The 20,797-nt window shown below is 69.8% G+C and carries 20 protein-coding genes and 1 pseudogene; 14 read left to right on the forward strand and 7 right to left on the reverse strand.

Translation table 11 applies throughout. The features are described from left to right. Positions 1 to 13: 13 nt before the first annotated feature. Positions 14 to 1,342: an amidase family protein gene (locus FG385_RS01095; protein ID WP_139094663.1), complete on the forward strand. Its 1,329-nt coding sequence runs from the start codon at positions 14 to 16 to the stop codon at positions 1,340 to 1,342. Positions 1,343 to 1,345: 3 nt separating this feature from the next. On the opposite strand, the gene FG385_RS01100 is transcribed toward FG385_RS01095, so the two are convergent. Together FG385_RS01100 and FG385_RS01105 are read right to left on the reverse strand one after the other, a co-directional pair. Then, complete coding sequence (locus FG385_RS01100) at positions 1,346 to 2,428, reverse strand: coiled-coil domain-containing protein (RefSeq protein WP_139094664.1); 1,083 nt, start codon at positions 2,426 to 2,428, stop codon at positions 1,346 to 1,348. Between the two features lie 62 nt (positions 2,429 to 2,490). Continuing rightward, a complete protein-coding gene (locus tag FG385_RS01105) occupies positions 2,491 to 4,485 on the reverse strand; it encodes an SDR family oxidoreductase (RefSeq protein ID WP_139094665.1) in 1,995 nt (664 codons plus the stop codon). A gap of 274 nt (positions 4,486 to 4,759) precedes the next feature. Between FG385_RS01105 and FG385_RS01110 the strand changes: the two genes are divergently transcribed. After that, positions 4,760 to 5,584 (forward strand): Bax inhibitor-1/YccA family protein, encoded by an 825-nt coding sequence (locus FG385_RS01110; RefSeq protein ID WP_139094666.1) that lies wholly within the window; start codon positions 4,760 to 4,762, stop codon positions 5,582 to 5,584. Between the two features lie 150 nt (positions 5,585 to 5,734). Continuing rightward, complete coding sequence (locus tag FG385_RS01115; protein WP_139094667.1) at positions 5,735 to 6,457, forward strand: LppU/SCO3897 family protein; 723 nt, start codon at positions 5,735 to 5,737, stop codon at positions 6,455 to 6,457. 48 nt (positions 6,458 to 6,505) lie between these two features. Here the strand turns inward: FG385_RS01115 and FG385_RS01120 are convergent, their stop codons facing one another. Further along, on the reverse strand, positions 6,506 to 7,726 hold the full coding sequence (locus tag FG385_RS01120) for an acetyl-CoA C-acetyltransferase (protein WP_139094668.1): 1,221 nt from the start codon (positions 7,724 to 7,726) through the stop codon (positions 6,506 to 6,508). A gap of 110 nt (positions 7,727 to 7,836) precedes the next feature. On the opposite strand from FG385_RS01120, the gene FG385_RS01125 reads away from it, so the two are divergent. The 5 genes from FG385_RS01125 (at position 7,837) to FG385_RS01145 (ending at position 12,907) form a co-directional block, all read left to right on the forward strand. After that, on the forward strand, positions 7,837 to 9,213 hold the full coding sequence (locus FG385_RS01125) for a cystathionine beta-synthase (RefSeq protein ID WP_139094669.1): 1,377 nt from the start codon (positions 7,837 to 7,839) through the stop codon (positions 9,211 to 9,213). Between the two features lie 228 nt (positions 9,214 to 9,441). Continuing rightward, a complete protein-coding gene (locus FG385_RS01130; protein WP_235022325.1) occupies positions 9,442 to 10,638 on the forward strand; it encodes a hypothetical protein in 1,197 nt (398 codons plus the stop codon). A gap of 136 nt (positions 10,639 to 10,774) precedes the next feature. Beyond that, positions 10,775 to 11,302 carry a hypothetical protein gene (locus FG385_RS01135; protein WP_139094671.1) on the forward strand — a complete coding sequence of 176 codons (528 nt, stop codon included), beginning with the start codon at positions 10,775 to 10,777 and terminating at the stop codon, positions 11,300 to 11,302. Beyond that, complete coding sequence (locus FG385_RS01140) at positions 11,303 to 11,740, forward strand: hypothetical protein (protein WP_139094672.1); 438 nt, start codon at positions 11,303 to 11,305, stop codon at positions 11,738 to 11,740. It begins immediately after the preceding gene. Between the two features lie 9 nt (positions 11,741 to 11,749). After that, entirely contained in the window at positions 11,750 to 12,907 is a 1,158-nt protein-coding gene (locus FG385_RS01145) for a cystathionine gamma-synthase (protein WP_139094673.1), read from the forward strand. Here FG385_RS01145 and FG385_RS01150 read toward each other — a convergent pair. Continuing rightward, a complete protein-coding gene (locus FG385_RS01150) occupies positions 12,904 to 13,185 on the reverse strand; it encodes a hypothetical protein (RefSeq protein ID WP_139094674.1) in 282 nt (93 codons plus the stop codon). The two genes, FG385_RS01145 and FG385_RS01150, sit on opposite strands and share 4 nt — an antisense overlap. 77 nt (positions 13,186 to 13,262) lie before the next feature. Between FG385_RS01150 and ilvA the strand changes: the two genes are divergently transcribed. After that, a complete protein-coding gene (gene ilvA / locus FG385_RS01155) occupies positions 13,263 to 14,480 on the forward strand; it encodes a threonine ammonia-lyase (RefSeq protein WP_139094675.1) in 1,218 nt (405 codons plus the stop codon). Between the two features lie 101 nt (positions 14,481 to 14,581). After that, positions 14,582 to 15,058: an Lrp/AsnC family transcriptional regulator gene (locus tag FG385_RS01160; RefSeq protein WP_139094676.1), complete on the forward strand. Its 477-nt coding sequence runs from the start codon at positions 14,582 to 14,584 to the stop codon at positions 15,056 to 15,058. On the opposite strand, the pseudogene FG385_RS34605 reads toward FG385_RS01160, so the two are convergent. The 3 genes and pseudogenes from FG385_RS34605 to FG385_RS01175 form a co-directional block, all read right to left on the reverse strand. Further along, positions 15,034 to 15,541 (reverse strand): annotated as a pseudogene (locus FG385_RS34605) (MBL fold metallo-hydrolase); the annotation flags it as partial. The gene FG385_RS01160 and the pseudogene FG385_RS34605 overlap by 25 nt on opposite strands. A gap of 66 nt (positions 15,542 to 15,607) precedes the next feature. Next, positions 15,608 to 16,105, reverse strand: a complete 498-nt coding sequence (gene greA, locus FG385_RS01170; RefSeq protein WP_139094839.1) for a transcription elongation factor GreA — start codon at positions 16,103 to 16,105, stop codon at positions 15,608 to 15,610. A 196-nt stretch (positions 16,106 to 16,301) separates the two neighbouring features. Further along, positions 16,302 to 16,721 carry a DUF4307 domain-containing protein gene (locus FG385_RS01175; protein ID WP_235022300.1) on the reverse strand — a complete coding sequence of 140 codons (420 nt, stop codon included), beginning with the start codon at positions 16,719 to 16,721 and terminating at the stop codon, positions 16,302 to 16,304. A gap of 105 nt (positions 16,722 to 16,826) precedes the next feature. On the opposite strand from FG385_RS01175, the gene mca reads away from it, so the two are divergent. From mca to FG385_RS01195, 4 genes are all read left to right on the forward strand, one after another. Continuing rightward, positions 16,827 to 17,738 carry a mycothiol conjugate amidase Mca gene (gene mca, locus FG385_RS01180; protein WP_139094678.1) on the forward strand — a complete coding sequence of 304 codons (912 nt, stop codon included), beginning with the start codon at positions 16,827 to 16,829 and terminating at the stop codon, positions 17,736 to 17,738. Then, complete coding sequence (locus FG385_RS01185; RefSeq protein WP_139094679.1) at positions 17,735 to 18,022, forward strand: hypothetical protein; 288 nt, start codon at positions 17,735 to 17,737, stop codon at positions 18,020 to 18,022. The genes mca and FG385_RS01185 overlap by 4 nt, the downstream gene beginning before the upstream one ends. Positions 18,023 to 18,049: 27 nt before the next feature. Further along, positions 18,050 to 20,053: a thioredoxin domain-containing protein gene (locus tag FG385_RS01190; RefSeq protein WP_139094680.1), complete on the forward strand. Its 2,004-nt coding sequence runs from the start codon at positions 18,050 to 18,052 to the stop codon at positions 20,051 to 20,053. An 87-nt stretch (positions 20,054 to 20,140) separates the two neighbouring features. Then, positions 20,141 to 20,704 carry a hypothetical protein gene (locus FG385_RS01195; protein WP_139094681.1) on the forward strand — a complete coding sequence of 188 codons (564 nt, stop codon included), beginning with the start codon at positions 20,141 to 20,143 and terminating at the stop codon, positions 20,702 to 20,704. The last annotated feature ends 93 nt before the right edge of the window (positions 20,705 to 20,797 follow it).

A 20,797-nucleotide genomic window follows, 5' to 3' on the forward strand; every position in this document is an offset into this window, starting at 1 on the left:
CTAGAGTCGGCCCATGACACAGACCGCTACAGAGCTGGCGAGGGCGGTCCGGGCCGGCGAGCTCGACCCGGTCCGGTTGACCGAGCGGGTGCTCGACGGGATCGAGACGGCCGACCGCGTGGTCGGTGCGTTCCGGAAGGTGCGGCACGAGGCGGTGGCCGAAGCGCGCGAGCTGGCGCGGCGTGCCGATCTCGCCGGGCTGCCGCTCGCCGGGGTCCCGGTCGCGGTCAAGGACGTCACCGAGATCGCCGGGGAGTGCGCGTCATGGGGCTCGGCCGCACTGCCGGCGCAACCGTCCACAGAGGACTCCGAGCTCGTCCGGCGGCTGCGCGAGGCCGGTGCGGTGATCGTCGGGATCACCCGGGTGCCGGAGCTGTGCGTCTGGCCGATGACCGATTCCCCGGAGGGGATCGCGCGCAGCCCGTGGCAACCGGCCCGCAGCGCCGGTGGCTCTTCCGGGGGCAGCGGCGCCGCGGTCGCCTCCGGGATGGTGCCGGTCGCGCACGGCACCGACGGGCTCGGCTCAGTCCGGTTCCCGTCCGCGATGTGCGGGCTGGTCGGGATCAAAGCGGGCGCGGACCTGCTTGGGGAGACCGGGTGGTATGGCATGTCCGCGCACGGCAGCCTCGCCACGACGGTGGCCGACGCGGCGTTGCTGCTCTCGGTTCTGGCCGCCGAACCGGATCTCGCGCGGGTCGGCGAGCCGGGCCGGTTGCGGATCGCGGTGTCGACCGAGGTCCCGCTGACACATGCGCCGGTGCCGAAGCCGCTGTGCGACGCGGTCGACCAGGTCGCGGATGTCCTCGCCGCCGCCGGTCATCACGTCGAACGGGCGACGCCGCGCTACGGGGTCGAGGCGCCGTTGGGCATCCTGGGCCGCTGGTTCGCGGGCCCGGCGGAGCAGGCAGAAGGTCTGGACCGGGCACTGTTCCAGCGGCGGACGCAGGCGCATGTGAAGCTCGGCCGCGCGCTGCGGGCGGCCCGGCTGATCAGGCCCGGCACGAAGGAACGGTGGCTCGCCAGGGCCGAGGAGTTCTTCGGCGGCTACGACATCCTGCTGACCCCGACGCTGGCCACGCTCCCGCCGAAAGCCGAACGCTGGCACCAACGCTCGTGGCTCGCGAACGCGATCCCGGCGATCCGGTCGGCACCTTTCGCGGGGCTGTGGAATCTGGCCGGCTATCCGGCGATGTCCGTTCCCGCCGCGCGGCACCACACCGGCGTGCCGCTCGGCGTGCAGCTGGTCGCCGCGCCGCGGGGGGAAGCGCGGCTGCTGGCACTGGCCGCTCAACTCGAAGCGCGCAACCCATGGCCACGGCTTGCTGATACCGGAGCCCGGTAGGCGTTATTTCTGCTTCGCGGACGCGGGCTCGACCGGCTCGTGCGCGGGCTTCGTCGGCGGGAGGGCGGTGTCTGCCTTCGCCTGCTCGGGCTCCGAAGCCTTGATCGGCTGAACGACCTTCGTCGGCGGCGCGAAGGTGGCCACCGGTTTGCCGGCCACCGGGTTGGTCGGGGGCTCGATCGGCGCGGCACCGGTCAGGTCCACGACGGACTCCTCCCGCAGCGGCGTGAGGGCCGAGTGGCTGCGGGTCAGCACGTCGTTGGCCTTGCGCAGCCGGGTGAGCGCCTGGTCGCTGAGCGAGTTGAGGCGCTGGACCTTCCGGTTCGCCTCGTCCTCACGGCGCTCGGCGTCCGCCGTCGCGTCCGCGACGAGCCGCTTGGCACGCGCTGTCGCCTCGTCCACCAACCGCTTGGCCTCGGCCGTCGCATCGGCGATGCGGCGCTCGGCCTGATTCTTGCTCGCCGTCTTCTGGTCCGCGACGTGCTTCTCGAGCGCCGCACGCTGCGAAGCCATGGTGGTGTCGAAGTCGTGCTCGATGGTGCGGCGCTTGCGCTCGGCCTCGATGTCCAGCGCGGTACGCCGCTGTGCCGCTTCGGTGGTGAGCTTCCGGACCTCGTTCTTGGTCGCATCGAGTGCGTTCCGGTGCTCGTCGTCGAGGGCCTTGGCGTGCGACTCGAGCGTCTCGATCAGCTTCTGGTACCGCACACGCAGCTTGCTGGACACGTCGGTGCTCTTCGCCCACTCCTCGGCGGCGACCTCCGCCCGGCCGACGATCTCCTCGGCGCGGCTGTTCGCGAGATCGACCGTGCGCTGCATCCGCTCGTCGAGGTCCTCAACCCGCTCCGGCGGCTTCTTGAGCTCCTCGACCCGCATATGCAGCCGGCGGATTTCCGCGCGGGCGTTCTCCAGTTCCCGGGACATCGTGCTCGCCTGCGCCATCGCCGCGTCGCGATCGGCCATCACGCGCCGGAGGTTCATCTCGACGTGATCCAGGTACTGCAGCACCTGGCCGCGGTCGAAACCGTGCCACACCTGGTTGTATTCGCGCTTCAGCGGGAGCAGGCCGTTGTCTCGCTCGGAAACCATGCCGACGAAGGTACCTGGGTACAGGGTGTTAGCGCCGTCAGGTCAGCGCGTGTCCGGTGCACTCACCAGTGGAAGCCGCGCGTTAGTCTGATCAGGCGCGTCGCCGCCTTGGACAGGTTCCGTTCGCCCTTCCCGAGTTTGACCTCGCCGCTGCCGCCGGCCGCCGCCGAGTCCGGGAAGATGCGATAACCCTCGAAGGCCACGGCATCGACGAGTCCGGGCAGGAACGTGTACGCCGCCTGAATGAGGTAGCCCTCCGGGGTGCCGATGTGCTTGGGCCTGTCCTTGAGTGCCCGCACCACCATGTCCGCCGCCTGATCGGGTGATTTCGTGGGGAACGCGTCGTAGATCTTCGTCGGGCGGATCATGGGCGTGCGCACGAGCGGCATGTGGATGGTCGTGAACGTGACCCCGTCACCATGCGTCTCGGTCGCCGCGATCTTGCTGAAGTAGTCCAGCGCCGCCTTGGACGCGACGTAGGCGGAGAAGCGGGGCGCGATGCCCTGCACGCCGATCGACGAAATGTTGACGATATGCCCGAATTTGCGTTCCGACATATGCGGCAGCACGGCCAGGATGAGCCGCACGGCGCCGAAGTAGTTGATCGCCATCGCGCGCTCGTAGTCGTGGAACCGGTCATACGACAGCCTGATCGAGCGGCGGATCGAGCGGCCCGCGTTGTTGACCAGCATGTCGATACGGCCGTGCTCCTCGAGCATCTGCTTGACGATCTTGTTGATCGACTCCTCGTCGGTCAGATCCGCCGGGTACACCGACGCCGTGCCGCCGGCGGCGACGATCTCGTCGCGGACCTCTTCGAGTTCGTGCTGGCGGCGAGCGACGAGCAGGGGGACCGCGCCAAGGGCGGAGACCTTGAGCGCCGTCGCGCGGCCGATGCCCGAGGAGGCGCCGGTGATGATCACGCGCCGCCCGTCGAGTTCGCCGCGGCTGCCGTGGGCGCGGGCGCGGAACGGGTCGAGGTGCTCGCGCCAATAGCGCCACAGCACGCCGGCGTAGCTCTCCAGCCGCGGCACCTCGACCCCGCTCGACGCGAGTTCCTTGCGGGTCGCCGCGGACGCGAACACCGACGGGAACGACGCGGTCTCGAGCAGGACCGGCGGGATGCCCAGCCGGGCGAGGAAGGAGTCGCGGACCAGCGACACCCCGGGCACGTTCTCGCTCAGCTTCGCCAGCCGCAGCAGCCCTCCGGAGAGACGTTCGTCCAGTTGCACGTTGATCGTCGGGGCCCCCGCGACGCGTGCGAAGGCGTTGTAGACCGACACCACGGGCTGCGGTTTGGGGCTGACCAGGTGGAAGGCGCAGCCGTCGAGGCCGGGCTTGCGGACGAGGACCAGCAGCGCCTTGGCCACGTAGTCGACCGGCACGATGTTCGTATCCCCGAGATCGGGGCCGACGAGCGGCAGGTTCGGCACCCGGTTGAGCTTGTCGATGGCGGTGAACAGGTAGTACGGACCGTCCACTTTGTCCATCTCGCCGGTCTGCGAATGGCCGACCACGATCGCGGGCCGGTAGACCCGCCACGGCACGTCGTGTTGCTGGCGCACCAGCCGCTCGGCCTCGAACTTCGTCCGGTGGTACGCGGTCGGCAGACGCTGGCCGACGTCGAACATGTCCTCGGTGAACACACCCTTGTGGTCGCCGGCCACGGCGACCGAGGACACGTGGTGCAGACAACCCGCCTGGATGTCGGCGGCCAGTTCGACGACCTTGCGGGTGCCGTCCACATTGGCCCGGATGCTCGTCTCGTCGTCCGCGGTGATGTCGTACAGCGCCGCGAGGTGGACGAGGTGGTCGATCCCGCCGCGGAGCCGTTCGCGGGCCTGATCGTCCACGCCGAGCCGGTCGGCGGAGAGGTCGCCGGTGACGAGCGTGACCTTCTCCGGATGCGGCCACGCGCGCACCAGGTCGGCGAGCCGTTCGCGGGACGCGGCGCGGACGAGCAGGTGGACGTGCTCGGTGTCCTCCTGGTCCAGGAGCAGCTGGGTGAACTGGCGGCCGATCAGGCCGGTCGCGCCGGTCACGAGATACGCGGACATCGCGGGCGCCCCTTCTTGCGTGCGGAACCTGTGCAGGCATTGTGCTCGCCCGGCGGCCCCAAGACCACCGCCAGGCCGGTTCGGCCGCGAGCGCCGTCGGAACATTGGTCGAGACCGGGATCGACGATGGGTTCCGCGAGCCGCACGCCGGCTCCTCGCGTATCGTCGCCCCCGGATCGAAGGTTGGGTAAAGTCTTCTTTACCCGACGGGAACTGGTCGGCGGTCGCGACCGTTAGACCCCATGCAGGTGCCAGGAGATCCAGGAGGATCAAGGTGCGTTCCACAAGCAACCCCGCGTTCCGCCACTTGCCGGCGAACGCGGGCTACGGCCAGTACGGACCGAACGTAGGCTTCAACCAGCCACAGGGCGGGGTGCCCGGCTACGGCATGCCGCAGGCGCCCGCCGGGGCCGGCGACCGGCCGATGACGGTGGACGACGTCGTCATCAAGACCGGGCTCTCGCTCGGCGCGGCCCTGGTCACGGGCGTGCTCACGGCGATATGGGCGCAAGGACAGGTCGACGCGCGATCGACGGGCGCGGTGTTCGGTCTCATGGTCGTCGCCATGCTCGTCGGCCTCGGGCTGTCGCTGGTGATGATCTTCCGGCGCAAGCCCAGCGGGCCGATGACGCTGGCGTACTCGGCCGCCGAGGGCGTCTTCCTCGGCGCCATCACCGGCGTGTTCGAGATGATCTACCCGGGTATCGCGCTGCAGGCCATCCTGGGCACGGCCGGTGTGTTCATCGCGATGCTGGTGGTCTACAAGACGGGTGCGGTCAAGGTCACGCCGAAGCTGACCAAGTGGATCATCGGGGCCACCGCGGGTGTCGTCATCCTGATGCTCGCCAACCTGCTGCTCTCGATGTTCGGCGTGAACATGGGCCTGCGGGACGGCGGCGCGCTCGCGATCATCTTCAGCCTCGTGGTGATCGGTATCGCGGCGTTCAACTTCCTGCTCGACTTCGACATGGCCGACCGGATGATCCGGGAGGGTTACCCCTCGAAGTGGGCGTGGTTCGCCGCGTTCGGCCTGATGACCACCCTGGTCTGGCTGTACCTCGAGATCCTGCGGCTGCTTTCGTACCTGCAGAGCGACTAGCGCTTTCTCCGTAGAGACAGAGGACGCTCGGTAACAACCCGAGCGTCCTCTGTTGTTTTTCTGCCCGATCGGGGTGCCCGGCTCCCTTGCGTTAATCACTCAGTGTTAGATGCTGCAATCAAGCATTTCTTTCACATCTGTGAGGTCTCCGTGAGCGTTCCCCCCTCGCCGGGGCGAGACGGCCAACCGAACCCCTTCGTGGCCCCGGGCACCCCGCCGCCGTACGGCCGGCCCGGTGGCTATCCGCCGCCCGGCGGTCCCGGCCAGGTGCCCGGCTACGGCCCGATGCCCGGTGGTCCTGGTCAGCTGCCCGGCGGTTTCCCGCCGCCGGGGTCGTTCAACCCGCCACCGCAGAAGAAGAGCAAGTTGCGCTGGCTCCGGTTCGCCATCCCGGGGATCGTGCTGGTGCTCGTCGTGGGCGGGCTCGCCGCCCGGTTCATCGGGACGCCGACCGACCGCGCCGCGGTGGGCGACTGCCTGAACATCAAGGAGTTCAAGGACGGCGCGGAGCCGGCGAAGGTCGACTGCAACGATCCGTCGGCCAACGTGAAGATCGGCGTCCGGCTGGACGACGAGAACGCGAAATGTCCGGACGGGGATTACGACGAGTACTGGGTGAGCGGCGACCGGTCGTACAAGCTGTGCCTGATGCTCAACGCGCACGAGGGTGACTGCTTCGCGAACGTGCGGAGCGACACCGAGGGCTACAAGCGCGTCGACTGCGCCGACCCGAGCGCGGAGGTGAAGATCCTCAAGGTGGTCGACGGTACGGCGAGCGACTCGGCGTGTGAGGGCACGGGCGCGCACGGGGCCGTCAAGTACTCCCAGCCGCCGACGACCCTCTGCGCGACCAGCAGCACGAACAACGCCTGAGCCACCCCGGGGCGCCTTCGATGAGGGGGCGCCCCGGCTTCGAACGCATCAGCTCAGGCGCTCGAGGACCATGGCCATACCCTGGCCGCCGCCGACGCACATCGTCTCCAGGCCCCACTGCTTGTCGTGGTGCTGCAGCGAATTGATGAGCGTCGAGGCGATGCGGGCGCCGGTCATGCCGAACGGGTGGCCGACGGCGATCGCGCCGCCGTTGACGTTGAGCCTGTCCAGGTCGATGCCGAGGTCCCGGTAGGACGGGATGACCTGCGCGGCGAACGCCTCGTTGATCTCCACCAGGTCGATGTCCGAAATGGACAGACCGGCCTTCGCGAGCGCCTTCTTCGACGCCTCGACCGGGCCGTAGCCCATGATCTCCGGCGACAGGCCCGAAACCCCGGTCGACACGACGCGTGCGAGCGGCGTCAGGCCCAGTTCCCTGGCCTTCGTGTCGGACATGACGATCAGCGCCGCCGCGCCGTCGTTGAGCGGGCAGCAGTTGCCGGCGGTGACCCGGCCGTCAGGGCGGAACACCGGCTTGAGCCCGGCCACGCCCTCCAGCGTCACGCCCGCGCGCGGGCCGTCGTCCTTCGAGACCACGGTGCCGTCGGGCAGGGTGACCGGGGTGATGTCCTTGGCCCAGAAACCGTCCGCGATGGCCTTCTCCGCCAGGTTCTGCGAACGCACCCCGAACTCGTCCATCTCCTCGCGGGAGATGTCCTTCAGCCGCGCCAGGTTCTCCGCGGTCTGGCCCATCGCGATGTAGACGTCCGGGACCTGGCCGTTCTCGCGCGGGTCGGTCCACGCGTCGGCGCCGTCGGCCGCGGTCTTCGCGGTACGCGCCTCTGCGTCGGCGAACAGCGGGTTGTGCGTGTCAGGCCAGGAGTCCGAGCTGCCGTTGCCGAAGCGGGACACCGTCTCCACCCCGGCCGAGATGAACACGTCGCCCTCGCCGGCCTTGATCGCGTGCAGTGCCATCCGCGTGGTCTGCAGGCTGGACGAGCAGTACCGCGTGACGGTGCAGCCGGGCAGATGGTCGTACCCGAGTTCGACCGCGACGGCGCGGCCCATGTTGAACCCCGACTCGCCGCCGGGCAGGCCGCAACCCAGCATCAGGTCGTCGATGTCCTTCGGGTCCAGTTGCGGGACCTTGTCGAGCGCGGCGCGGACCATCTGGACGGTGAGGTCGTCCGGGCGCATCGACACGAGCGATCCCTTGCCCGCGCGCCCGATGGGCGAGCGGGCGGTCGACACGATCACGGCTTCGGGCATGGCGGGACACTCCTTCGGGTCGGGCTAAGCGGCTGCTTAGTCCTATCCTGCCTGTTTCGGGCCTCCGGGCAAACCAGGAAGCGACGTGGGCCACGGTCTACTGTGAGCCCGTGGAGTATTACGAGCATGTCGTGGACCTCGTGGGCAACACCCCGCTGGTCAAGCTGAACGTCCTCACCGAGGGGCTGCAACCGCTCGTGCTGGCCAAGGTCGAGTACCTCAACCCGGGCGGCAGCGTGAAGGACCGCATCGCGCTGCGCATGGTGGAAGCGGCCGAACGCTCGGGACAGCTCCAGCCGGGCGGCACGATCGTCGAACCGACCTCCGGCAACACCGGGGTGGGGCTCGCGATGGTCGCGCAGCGCAGGGGCTACCACTGCGTCTTCGTCTGCCCGGACAAGGTCAGCGAGGACAAGCGCAACGTGCTCAAGGCGTACGGCGCGCGCGTGGTCGTGTGCCCGACGGCGGTGCCGCCCGAGCACCCCGACTCCTACTACTCCGTCTCCGACCGGCTCGTCGAGGAGATCGAGGGCGCCTGGAAGCCCAACCAGTACGCCAACCCGGAGAACCCGGCCAGCCACTACCACTCCACCGGGCCCGAGATCTGGCGGCAGACCGACGGCCGGATCACGCATTTCGTGGCGGGCGTCGGCACCGGCGGCACCATCACCGGCACCGGCAAGTACCTCAAGGAAGTCTCCGACGGGCAGGTCGCCGTCATCGGCGCGGACCCGGAGGGCTCGGTGTACTCCGGCGGGAGTGGGCGGCCGTACCTGGTCGAGGGCGTCGGTGAGGACTTCTGGCCGCAGACCTACGACCGGAACATCGCCGACGAGGTCATCGCGGTCTCCGACGCGGAGTCCTTCGAGATCACCCGGCGTCTCGCGCTCGAAGAGGGGCTGCTCGTCGGCGGTTCGTGCGGGATGGCCGTCGCCGCCGCGCTCCGGCTTGCGAAGCGACTCGGTCCCGACGACGTGATCGTCGTGCTGCTGCCCGACGGCGGCCGCGGCTATCTCGGCAAGGTGTTCAACGACCAATGGATGTCCTCGTTCGGCTTCCTTTCCCCGGAACGCTCCGGTGCGACGGTCGGCGACGTGCTCAAGGCGAAGACGGGAGTCCTGCCCGACCTCGTGCACACGCATCCGAACGAGACCGTCGCGGAGGCGGTCGCGATCCTGTCCGAGTTCGACGTCAGCCAGATGCCCGTGGTGAGCGCGGAGCCGCCGGTGATGGCGGCCGAGGTGGTCGGCGCCGTCATCGAACGGGACCTGCTCGAGGCGCTGTTCACCGGCAAGGCCAACCTCGCCGACCGGCTCGACAAGCACATGTCGCCGCCGCTGCCCACGATCGGGGCGAGCGAGCACGTGAGTGCCGCGATGAAAGCGCTCTCCGGCGCCGACGGGGCGCTCGTCCTGCTCGACGGCAAGCCCGCGGGGGTGGTGACGCGCCACGATCTGCTGGGTTTTCTGGCGGGCAGGCGCGGGTAGATTTATCGTCCTTTTCGTCCGGGGCGTTACGAGCACCACGTCCAGGCATCCGATACCGTGTGCGGCCAGAGCACACACAGCCTTTCAAGGGGGTTCCAGGCCCACATGAGCGCTCCGCAGCCACCGAACCAGCCCTGGGGTGGCGGGCAACAGCCGCCACAGGGCCCGCCGAGTGGTCCACAGCCACAGCAAGACAGTCCGTTCGGTTCCTCCGAGCCCACGCAGGTGGTGCAGCCCGGTCAGTCGCAGGAGGGCTTGTTCGGGGAGACCGCCGAGCCGACCCAGGTCGTGCAGCCAGGTCAGCCCGGTGAGCAGGCCGAAGGTGGCGCGAGCGCTGCCGGGGAGCAGGGCGGGGAGTCGACTCAGCTGGTGCCCCCGGGCGCGCAGCCGCCGTCGTCGATCCCGTACGCCCCGCCGCCCAGCGCCGCGGACAACCCCGCTGCGGTCGCCCCGCAGCCGGGTCCGTTCGGCCAGCCCGGCGCGGCCCCCGGCCAGCAGCCGGGCGGGTTCCCCGGCCAGCCAGGAGGTTTCGGTCAGCCGCAGCAGCCGGGTCCGTACGGCCAGCCGCCGCAGGGCTTCGGCCAGCCGGGCCAGCCCGGTGGGTTCGGCGGGCCGCCGCCCGGGTTCGGCGCGCCCTACGGTGCGCCCGCCGGTGGCGGTGGGGGCAACGCTCAACTGTTCGGCTGGATCGCGGCCGGTGTCGTCGGGCTTCTCGGCCTGATCGGCGCCATCCTCGCGTTCACGCTGATGGCCGATATCGGCGGGGGTTCCGACGCGATCGCCCGTTGCGAGCAGCAGATCCAACAACTGGGGGGCAACCCGAGCATCTGTGGAGGGGACGCGGCCTCCAGCGGCAACACCCAGGCCTGGATCTACACCATCCTGATCGCGCTCGGTAGCCTGGCCGCCGTGGGCGGCGCAGTGTTGCTGTTCCTGAAGAACAAGCTCGCAGGCTACGTGATCGCCGGTGGCGGCGCGGTGATGCTGCTGTTCGCGATCGTCACCATGGCTGCGCTCAGCAGCCCGACCCGGATCGTGCTCGAACTGGTCTTCGGCATCCTGATCGCTGCGGTGGGTGCACTCGCGTTTTTCCCGCAGACGGCGCAGTTCGTCGGCCTCGGCGGTCCGTCCGGTCCCAGTGGGCCTGGTGGTTTCGGTGGTCCGCCCCCCGGCGGGTTCCCCGGCCAGCCGCCGTCTCCGTACGGCCAGCCGCCGCAGCCGGGCCAGTACGGCCAGCCGCCGCAGGGCTTCGGTCAGCCGTCCCCGTACGGCCAGCCGCCGGGTGGGCCGGCGCCGGGCAGCGGCGGGTTCCCCCAGCCGCCGAACCCGTACGGTCAGCCGCCGCAGGCTCCTCCCTACGGGCAGCCCGGCCCCTACGGCCAGCCGCCGCAGCAGCCGGGCCAGCCGCCGCAGCAGCCCTGGTGACGCACTGAAACCCAGCCGGTGCCCCCGGTCGCGAAACCGGGGGCACCGGCGTTTCCCATAAGCGAACCATGTCCGGAACGCCGGGCCCGCCGCTAGAGTGAGCGCACCATTCCGTGCTCGCCAAGTGAGGGCCATCGTGACGAACCCGTACGGCCATCCGCCAGGGCCCGGGGCTGTCGGACGGCGGCCCAGCGGCGTCACGGCGATTCTCGGCGGGCTGATCGCGCTCGTGCTCGCGGGGGTGCTGGGCTACCTGCCGGTGAAGGTGTTCATCGACTACGGCATCGATGATCTGCCGCGGAACACCAAGATCGTCCTCGGGCTGTACCTCGGTGCCGGGGCACTGCTGCTGGCCGGTGCCCTCGTCACGTTCTTCCGTACGGTCACCGGCGCCGTACTGCTGTTGCTCGGTGCGCTGGCGACGATCGGCGCCGTCGTCACCGAGCCCCTGTTGCTGTACCCGGGCTACTTCACGCAGTTCTTCGCGGCGGTGTTCCAGTTCGCGCCGGACCAGGCGTTCGTGCGGGTCGCCGCGACCGTGGGCGGGCCGGTCCTGCTGGTGCTCGCGTCGCTGCCGCGGACGTTCCGGTACCTGCGCCACCGGCCGAACGAGTACCCGAACGCCACCCGGCGCGCGGCCGGGTTCCACGAGACTGGTAGTTGAATGACCATGGACCATCAGCGATCGCGCGGCGGCGGTACCGGCATTCCCGCGGCGATACTGGCGCTGCTCGGCGGGGTCTTCCACCTCGTCGGTGTCGCCGGCGGAGCGGTACTGCTGGCCGGCGACGGCGCTCTCGGCCGCGCGCTGCTCACCTTCCTGCTGCATCTGGTGGTCGCCGCGACGCTGGTCACCGGCGGGGTGGGGCTGATCCTCGCCAAACCGTTCGGCCGGGCTTACACGATCGTCGGCGCGGCGCTGGCGTTGCTGCTGTATGTGTCGGTGCTGGTGCTGGCTTCGTTCGGGGTCTACTTCCTCGGGCTCGCCGACCGGACCCTGCCGATCGGCTACACGGCGCTGCTGTGTGTCCCGGCGACCGCGACGATCGTTCTGGCCAGCCTGCGGCCCACCGCGCGCTGGGTCACCAGCGGCTGGTCGTAGCCTGGGGGCATGACGGACGATTCCTCCCGGTTCGGTTTCGAGACGCGTGCCATTCATGCTGGTCAGGAGCCCGATCCGCGAACCGGTGCGGTCATCGTGCCGATCTACCAGACCTCGACCTACGCGCAGGACGGCGTCGGCGGCACGCGTGAGGGTGATTACGAGTACTCGCGCACCGCGAACCCGACCCGCACCGCCCTGGAGCAGCAACTCGCCTCACTCGAAGGAGCCCGTCACGGGCTTGCGTTCGCGTCGGGCATGGCCGCGTCGGACGCGGTGCTGCGGACGACGCTGCGCCCAGGTGACCATCTCGTGCTCGGCAACGACGCGTACGGCGGCACGTTCCGGCTCATCGACAAGATCCTGACCGGGTGGGGCGTGAGCTACACCGTCGCGAACCTCGCGGATGCCGGCGCGGCGCGCGCCGCGGTCCGCCCGGAGACGAAGCTCATCTGGTGCGAGTCCCCGAGCAACCCGTTGCTGGGCATCGCGGACATCCCGGCGCTGGCCGGCGTCGCGCACGGCGCCGGTGCCCGGCTGGTCGTGGACAACACGTTCGCCACGCCGTACCTGCAGACGCCGCTCGCGCTCGGCGCCGACATCGTCGTGCACTCGACGACGAAGTACCTGGGCGGGCATTCCGACGTCGTCGGCGGAGCGGTGCTGACCAATGAGGACGAGCTGCGCGAGCAGCTGTTCTTCCTGCGCAACGGCGCCGGCGCGGTGCCCGGCGCCTTCGACGCGTGGCTCACGCTGCGGGGGATCAAGACCCTCGCCGTCCGGATGGAGCGGCACTGCGAAAACGCGGAGCGGATCGCCGAGGCGCTGATCGCGCATCCGAAGGTCGCGCAGGTCTGCTACCCGGGGCTGCCCGGGCATCCGGGGCACGAGGTGGCCGTGAAGCAGATGCGGCGCTTCGGCGGGATGGTGTCGTTCCGCCATGCCGGCGGGGAGCAGGCGGCGCTGGACGCTTCGGCGCGGACGAAACTGTTCGTCCTGGCCGAGTCACTCGGCGGGATCGAATCGCTGATCGAGCACCCGGGCCGGATGACGCATGCGAGCGCGGCGGGTTCGATGCTGCAGGTCCCGGCCGACCTGGTGCGCCTGTCGGTCGGCATCGAGGACGCGCGGGACCTCGTCGCAGACCTGCTCGAAGCCCTGGGCTAAGGCCGGTAGTTGTTGTACTCGGCCGTCTGGCCGGAAGAATGCGCCGGGGTGGTCTGGAGCTGGTTGACCTGGCTGCCGTCCACGCAGCCGCCGACGAGTTCGATGCGGTTGTCATGGCGGATGTACTGCGCCGGGTCACCACAGGTGGCGCGGTCGACGGTGTAGAACGCGGCGCCCGTCAGCGCCAGTGCCGAGGTGATCGCCGCGACCAGAGGCAGCGCCCCGGCCGAACGACCGGCGCGGCGGGTGCTGCCGTCCACTTCGTTCCGCCTTCGCATCGTTACTCCCTGATTCCCGTCCCGGCCGGCTCCAGGGTACCTAAACCGCACGAACCGCCGGTGGCATGATCCCGGTTATGCGATTGGTGACCCTGGACCGGATCAACGAGGCGCGCCGGCTCCTCGAGGGGATCGTCCGTGTCACCCCGATGGAACACGCACGGGATCTGGAAAAGGTTCACGCCGGCCCGGTGCATTTGAAATGCGAGAACCTGCAACGCACGGGGTCGTTCAAGATCCGCGGCGCCTACACCCGGATGCACGGGCTCAGCCAGGAAGAGCGCGGCTGCGGGGTGGTCGCCGCGAGTGCCGGGAATCACGCGCAGGGGGTGGCGCTCGCCGCCTCGCTGCTGGGGATCTCCTCGACGGTGTTCATGCCGGTGCCCGCGCCGCTGCCGAAGCTGGCCGCCACGCGCGGGTACGGCGCCGACGTCCGCCTGCACGGCGCGGTGTTCGACGAGACGCTCGCCGAGGCGATCTCGTTCGCCGAGCACACGGGTGCGGTGTTCATCCACCCGTTCGACCACGAGGACGTGATCGCCGGGCAGGGTACGGCCGGGCTCGAGATCCTCGAACAGGTGCCGGACGCCGCGACCGTCCTGGTGCCGACCGGCGGTGGCGGGCTCGTGTCCGGGATCGCGAGTGCGGTGAAGGCGCTGCGCCCGGGCATCCGGATCGTCGCCGTGCAGGCCGAGGGCGCGGCCGCGTTCCCGCCCTCGCTCGCCGCCGGGAAACCGGTGCGGTTGCGCCAAACGCACACGATGGCCGACGGGATCGCGGTCGGCGAGCCCGGCGCGCTCACGTTCGAGCATGTGAAATCCCTGGTCGACGACGTGGTGACGGTTTCGGAGGAGTCGCTGTCCCGCGCCGTCCTGCTGTGCCTGGAGCGGCGGAAGCTCGTGGTCGAACCGGCCGGAGCGGCGGCGGTCGCGGCATTGCTGCAGTACCCGGGAGAGTTCGCCGGCCCGATCGTCGGGATCCTCTCCGGCGGTAACGTCGATCCGTTGCTGCTGCTGCAGATCATCCAGCACGGGATGACCGCGGGCGGGCGCTATCTCGCGCTCCGGCTGAAGGTGCCGGACCGGCCAGGGGTGCTCGCGTCGGTGCTGTCGCGGGTCAGCGAACTGGGCGCGAACGTGCTGGACGTGGAACATTCACGGGTCGCCGGTACGCTCGCGCTCGGTGAGGTCGAGGTCGCGCTGAACCTGGAGACCCGGGGGCCGGAGCACTGCACCGAGGTCACCGACGAACTCCAGCGGCTCGTACGCGAGCACGGCTTTGCCAAGTCGACCTAAAGTAGGCAGAGCTGATCAACCGGCAGCCGGCCAACAATTCGCCGATCGCCGTGACGGTGGTCGGCTTGGCAAACATCGACACAGCTAGGACGGGGGCGAACGTGGACGCACTCGATGCGAAGCTCCTGCTCCTGCTGACCGACGCGCCACGGCTAGGCGTGCTGGAATGCGCCCGGCGGCTCGGCGTCGCGCGCGGCACCATCCAGTCGCGGATGGACCGGCTCACCGAGCAGGGCGTGCTCGATGGGTTCCCGCCGCGGGTCGATCTGGCCGCGATCGGCTACGGGCTCACCGCGTTCGCCGTCATCGAGATCGCGCAGGGCAGCCGCACGGAGGTCGCCGCCGGGCTCGCCGCGATCGACCAGGTCTGCGAGGCGCACGCGACGACCGGGCAGGGCGATCTGTTCGTGCGGATGGTCGCGCGTGACCACGAGGACCTGCAGCGGGTGATCGACCGGATCGTGGCGCTGCCGGGCGTGCGCCGGAGCAACACCTCGCTCGCCCTGACCACGCCGATCCCCTCGCGCGTGCGCCCGTTGCTGGAGCGGATCGCTTACGACGAAACGAATTCCAGGTAGCGCTTGGCCGAGCGCTGCACGATCTCGTGACCGCCGGCGGGGATGACCGCGTCCCACCACGCGCCGTAGATCGCGTCGAACCGGTAGCCCGCAAGAATTTCCGCGGCGCGGCGGACGACCGGTGGCGACGAATTTCCGGTCGGGGATGACCTGCATGATGTCGCCGGACAGCAGGGCGCCGTCGCCTTCCGGCCAGTGCAGCACCGTGCCGCCCGCGAAGTGCACGCCGAGATTGATCAGCCTGAGGTCCTCCGCGACCTGTTTCGTCTCGCCGCTCCACCACTCGACGGCCGGGTCGGGGTGGCCGAGCCACTCGCGATCCTTCTCGTGCAGGTACACCGGCACATCGAAGGTGCGGGCCCATTCGACGACCGTCGTGTAGTAGTGCGGATGGCTGATCGCGATACCGGCGATCCCGCCGAGTGCGGTGATCTCGGCGACCAGCGCATCGTCCAGATACGCCACGCAGTCCCACAGGAAGTTGCGGGCTCACGAGAACCTAGCCCCGGGTGACGGACCTTCGCCAGCACGCGAAGGCCCGCCCGCCGGTCAGCCGGTGTAGGGAACGGCCTTGACGAGCTTCACCTTCTGCCTGGTGCCGTTGGGCAGGTCGTACTCACGCGACTCGCCCTCCTTGGCGCCGAGCAGTGCCTTGCCCAGCGGCGACTCGGGGGAGTAGACGTCGAGTTCGCCCTCGGCGCCCTCCTCGCGAGTGGCGAGCAGGAACTTCTCGTCTTCGTCGTCACCTTCGTAACGGACGGTGAGGATCTTGCCCGGTTCCGCGATGCCGTCGTTCGCGGGCGCCTCGCCGACCTTCGCACTGCGAAGCAGTTCTTGCAGGTGGCGGATACGGGCTTCCGCCTGGCCCTGCTCCTCACGGGCGGCGTGGTAGCCCCCGTTCTCCTTGAGGTCGCCCTCTTCCCTGCTGTCGTTGATCCGCGCGGCGATGACCGGACGATTCTCGATCAGTTCGTCGAGTTCGTGCTTGAGCCTGTCGAAGGCTTCCTGTGTCAGCCAGGTCACCTGGGTGTCGCTCACGGTCACCATCTCCTCGTCGTGCCTGCCGGACATGGGTATACATGCCGGCGTCCTCACCGAACCGCGCCCGGTGAGGCTCGTGATAAAGGAAAAACACGGCCCGTTGGGCCGTGCCGGTAGACCAGGATAGCACGTGGGGCGCCGTCAAGACCGCCCGATTTCGCCCCAGCTGCGACGTTGGGCGCGCGATTCACCCCGTTGGCCGCTAGCTACTTGACAAATATGTTGGTACCTCGTAAGAGCATCCGAACACGTCTGCGGTAACCGGGCGATCGATGCTTTGCACGACCGTTGTCTGCCGGCTGTGGTTGTCCCCGGCCGGGATGTAGACCTCCTTGCGGCCACTCTCCGCGCCGGAGTTGTCACGGAGGCGGACGATGCAGACCCCGGGCTTCGACGGGTCGTCACGGGTCACGTTGATCGTGACCGACATGGCGTTGCCGGGTTGCGCCGCGAAGGACACGCGTTCGGCGCTGATGGGCGCGGGCCCGAGGTTGACGTAGGCGACCCAGGCGACGATTCCGCCTGCGACCAGTGCCACGGCGGCGAACAGCCGCCGCCGCCACCGGGCGGGCGGCCGGCCGCCCGTGCCGTACCGCCCCTCGGGCAGCGCACGCGTGGTCAAACCCGGGCCTCCTGCTCTGTCCTGTCGTACCCCCGGGGACAATGGAGGTACGGACCGAGTATCCGTCAGGCTCGGAATAGTGGTGCAGAAGGGGTCGTTGGACGCATGGTGGAAGCTGACGAGCGGGGTTCCGAGGCGGATTCGCGCCTGCGCCTGATGGCGGTGCACGCCCATCCGGACGACGAGTCGAGCAAGGGTGCCGCGACGATGGCCAAGTACGTGGCCGAAGGCGCCGAGGTGATGGTGGTCAGTTGCACCGGCGGGGAGGCCGGGAGCGTGCTCAACCCGGCGATGGACGTGCCCGGGGTGCGCGAGAACATGACGCGGATCCGGCGCGAGGAGATGGCGAAGGCGGCCGAGATTCTCGGGGTCGAGCATCACTGGCTGGGCTTCGTCGACTCGGGTCTTCCCGAGGGTGACCCGCGCCCGCCGCTGCCGGAGGGCTGCTTCGCGATGGTGCCGATCGAGGAGCCGGTGGCCGAGCTGGTCCAGGTGATGCGGCGGTTCCGGCCGCACGTGGTGCTGACCTACGACGAGAACGGCGGTTACCCCCACCCGGATCACATCCGCACCCACGAGGTGTCGGTCGCGGCCTTCGACGCGGTCGCCGAACCGGACCGGTTCCCCGAGGCGGGCGAGCCGTGGCAGCCGCTGAAGCTGTACTACCTGCACGGGTTCTCCCGGCAGCGCATGCAACTGTTCCACGACGCGCTGACCGAGGCCGGGTTGGAATCCCCGTACACCGAGTGGCTCCAGAAGTGGGACCCGGACCGCGCGGACATCATGGAGCGGGTCACCACCCGGATCGACTGCGCGGACTACTTCAAGATCCGTGACGAGGCGCTCAAGGCGCACGCCACGCAGATCGACCCGACCAGCCGCTGGTTCGCCGTGCCGCTGGAGATGCAGCGGCGGATCTGGCCGACGGAGGAGTACGAACTGGTCCGCTCGCTTGTGGACAGCACCCTGCCGGAGGACGATCTGTTCGCAGGGGTACGTGAGAAGGTGACCACATGAGTTTCGTGTTGCCAGGGGTGAGCCCGGTCGAGACGACCGCGCTGGTCCTGGTACAGCAGCCCGACAGTGGCGACAACGGCGGCCAGGGCCAGGACTTCGGCAAGTCCTCGCCGGTCGGCTTCCTGCTGTTGCTGGTGTTCCTGATCGCCGTGGTGTTCCTGGTGCGGTCGATGACCAAGCACCTCAAGCGGGTGCCGAAGACCTTCGACGAGGAAGAGGCCGAGGCCGGGCAGGCTGAACAGGCCGAGCGGGAGAAGGAACCGGAGAAGACCGAAAGTTCGTGACGGCTCGCGGCGTGTCACCCTGGGGGCATGGCCAACCGACTCGCCACCGCCACGAGCCCGTACCTCCTGCAACACGCCGGGAACCCGGTGGCCTGGTGGCCGTGGAGCGCCGATGCGCTCGCCGAGGCCCGCCGCCGGGATGTCCCGATCCTGCTTTCGGTGGGTTACGCCGCGTGTCACTGGTGCCACGTGATGGCACACGAATCGTTCGAGGACGCCGACACCGCCCGGCTGATGAACGAGAACTTCGTGAACATCAAGGTGGACCGCGAAGAACGTCCCGATATCGACGCCGTCTACATGACCGCCACCCAGGCGATGAGCGGCCAGGGTGGCTGGCCGATGACCTGCTTCCTGACCCCGGAGGGCGAGCCGTTCCACTGCGGCACCTACTACCCGCCGCAGCCGCGCCCGGGCATGCCGTCGTTCCAGCAGCTGCTCTTCGCGGTCGCGCAGGCCTGGCGGGAGCGTCGCGAGGAGCTGCGGGAGGGCGCGGGCCGGATCGTTGAGCAGCTGGCGCGGCAGGCCGGGCCGCTGCCGGAAGCCGCGGTCGACGAGCGAGTGCTCACGGGCGCGGTGGAGAAGCTGGCCGCGGACGCGGATCGGGCCCGGGGCGGATTCGGTGGCGCGCCGAAGTTCCCGCCGTCGATGGTGCTGGAGTTCCTGCTGCGCCACCACGAACGCACGGGTTCCGCAGCGGCTCTGTCCTTAGTGGACGAATGCGCGGCGGCGATGGCCGGCGGCGGGATGTACGACCAGCTGGCCGGTGGTTTCGCCCGGTACTCGGTCGACGCGGACTGGGTGGTCCCGCATTTCGAAAAGATGTTGTACGACAACGCTTTGCTGCTCCGGGTGTACGCGCATCTGGCGCGGGTGACGGGTTCGGCGCGGGCGCTGGCGGTGGCGAGGGAAACCGGCGAGTTCATCCTGGACCAGCTCGGCACGGAGGAAGGCGGGTTCGCGGCGTCGCTCGACGCCGACACGCTCGGCGAAGAAGGGTTGACCTACGTCTGGACCCCCGGCGAGCTCCAGGAGGTTCTCGGCGAGGAAGGCCAGTGGGCGGCACAGGTGTTCGGGGTGACCGAGCTCGGCACCTTCGAGCGCGGCCGGTCCGTGTTGCAGCTGCGCCGCGAGCCGGATGACCCGGCGCGGTTCGAGCGAGTGCGTGCGGCCCTGCTCTCCGTGCGCGACCGGCGCCCCCAGCCGGGACGCGACGACAAGGTGATCGCCGCGTGGAACGGTCTCGCGATCACGGCCTTGTGCGAGGCGGGTGTCGCGCTGAACGAGCCGCGCTGGATCGAGGCCGCGGACCGGGCCGCTGTCGCGATCTCGGACATCCATTGGGTGGACGGCCGGTTGCGGCGCAGTTCGCGGCATGGCCAGGTGAGCGAGGCGGCGGGTGTCCTGGAGGACTACGCGTGCTTCGCCGACGGGTTGCTGGCCCTGCACCAGGCGACCGGCGACCCGCGCTGGCTCGAGGACGCGACGAGGCTGCTCGACATCGCGCTGGAACGCTTCGCCGCCGGTGACGCGCCCGGTGCCTACCACGACACGGCCGACGACGCGGAAACGTTGGTGCAGCGTCCTTCCGATCCGGCCGACAACGCCAGCCCGTCTGGTGCGTCGGCGCTCGCGAACGCCCTGGTCACCGCTTCGGTGCTGGCCGGCTCCGAACGCGCGGCGGCCTATCGCGACGCGGCGGAGCAGGCGTTGAGCCGCGCCGGGCAGCTGATCACGAAGGTGCCGAGGTTCGCGGGCCACTGGCTTTCGGCCGCCGAGGCGCTGGCCGCCGGTCCCGTGCAGGTCGCCGTGGTCGGCCTCGACCCGGAGGCGTGGTCGGAGCTGCGGACCACGGCCGCGCAGCTCGTGCACGGCGGTGGTGTCGTGCTGGCGGGCCTGCCGGACAGCGCGCCACTGCTGGCCGAGCGCCCGCTCGTCGACGGTGCGGCGGCGGCCTACGTATGCCACGGGTATGTCTGCGACCGGCCGGTGACCTCGGCGGACGCGCTCGAAGCCGCACTCGCGCGCTGAGTTTCGCCCTCGGCAAACAGCCTCGTGCTCGCCGCCGGTCCGGCGTAGCGTCTGTAGCGTTGTAATCATGTAATCGCGGAGGTTGTGATGCGGGGACATCGAGGCTGGAAAGGGCGCGGCGGCTGGCAGCAGGGCGAGGTGCCCTCGGCCGAGGACGCGGCAGGCTGGTTCGCGGGGCGGTTGCCGGACGGCTGGTTCACGGGTGCACCGGAGATCACCGTCGACCGTGAGGAGATCCTCGTCGTCGGCGAATTGCCGCCGCTGACCGGCGAGTTCGACGACGACGCGGCGCGGGCCGCAGCCGAATCCGGCCGGATCAGCCGGTTCCGCGAGGAGACGCGCGAGCAGCGCATCGAGATCGCGCGGCAGGCCGAGCACCGGTACCAGCGGAAGGTCGCGTGGGGTGCCCGGATCGGGGACACCCAGGAGTTGTTCACAACGCTGTCCGTGCCGGTGATGACCCGGCTGCGCCAGCCCGAGCGGCAGGTGCTGGACACCCTGGTGGACTCCGGTGTCGCGCGGTCCCGGTCCGAGGCGCTGGCCTGGGCGGTGCGCCTGGTCGGGCAGCACGCGGAAAGCTGGCTGACCGAACTGCGACAGGCGATGTCCACTGTGGACGACCTGCGCGCGAAGGGGCCGGACCTCGGCTGAGCGCTGCGAACTCGCGCCCGCTGGGCGAAGGTCGACAACTTTGAGCCTCCTTTGGGTAAGGTATCATTTTGTCACTTACCTCAAAGGAGGCTC

This window comes from Amycolatopsis alkalitolerans, assembly GCF_006152065.1.
Lineage (GTDB): Bacteria > Actinomycetota > Actinomycetes > Mycobacteriales > Pseudonocardiaceae > Amycolatopsis_E > Amycolatopsis_E alkalitolerans.

What these genes read in the sequence shown, in the direction of transcription:
- FG385_RS01095 (WP_139094663.1), top strand. Translation starts at nt 14, where the DNA reads ATGACACAGACCGCTACAGAGCTGGCGAGGGCGGTCCGGGCCGGCGAG.
- FG385_RS01100 (WP_139094664.1), bottom strand. Translation starts at nt 2,428, where the DNA reads ATGGTTTCCGAGCGAGACAACGGCCTGCTCCCGCTGAAGCGCGAATAC.
- FG385_RS01105 (WP_139094665.1), bottom strand. Translation starts at nt 4,485, where the DNA reads ATGTCCGCGTATCTCGTGACCGGCGCGACCGGCCTGATCGGCCGCCAG.
- FG385_RS01120 (WP_139094668.1), bottom strand. Translation starts at nt 7,726, where the DNA reads ATGCCCGAAGCCGTGATCGTGTCGACCGCCCGCTCGCCCATCGGGCGC.
- FG385_RS01140 (WP_139094672.1), top strand. Translation starts at nt 11,303, where the DNA reads ATGACCATGGACCATCAGCGATCGCGCGGCGGCGGTACCGGCATTCCC.
- FG385_RS01145 (WP_139094673.1), top strand. Translation starts at nt 11,750, where the DNA reads ATGACGGACGATTCCTCCCGGTTCGGTTTCGAGACGCGTGCCATTCAT.
- FG385_RS01150 (WP_139094674.1), bottom strand. Translation starts at nt 13,185, where the DNA reads ATGCGAAGGCGGAACGAAGTGGACGGCAGCACCCGCCGCGCCGGTCGT.
- ilvA (WP_139094675.1), top strand. Translation starts at nt 13,263, where the DNA reads ATGCGATTGGTGACCCTGGACCGGATCAACGAGGCGCGCCGGCTCCTC.
- greA (WP_139094839.1), bottom strand. Translation starts at nt 16,105, where the DNA reads ATGGTGACCGTGAGCGACACCCAGGTGACCTGGCTGACACAGGAAGCC.
- mca (WP_139094678.1), top strand. Translation starts at nt 16,827, where the DNA reads ATGGTGGAAGCTGACGAGCGGGGTTCCGAGGCGGATTCGCGCCTGCGC.
- FG385_RS01185 (WP_139094679.1), top strand. Translation starts at nt 17,735, where the DNA reads ATGAGTTTCGTGTTGCCAGGGGTGAGCCCGGTCGAGACGACCGCGCTG.
- FG385_RS01190 (WP_139094680.1), top strand. Translation starts at nt 18,050, where the DNA reads ATGGCCAACCGACTCGCCACCGCCACGAGCCCGTACCTCCTGCAACAC.
- FG385_RS01195 (WP_139094681.1), top strand. Translation starts at nt 20,141, where the DNA reads ATGCGGGGACATCGAGGCTGGAAAGGGCGCGGCGGCTGGCAGCAGGGC.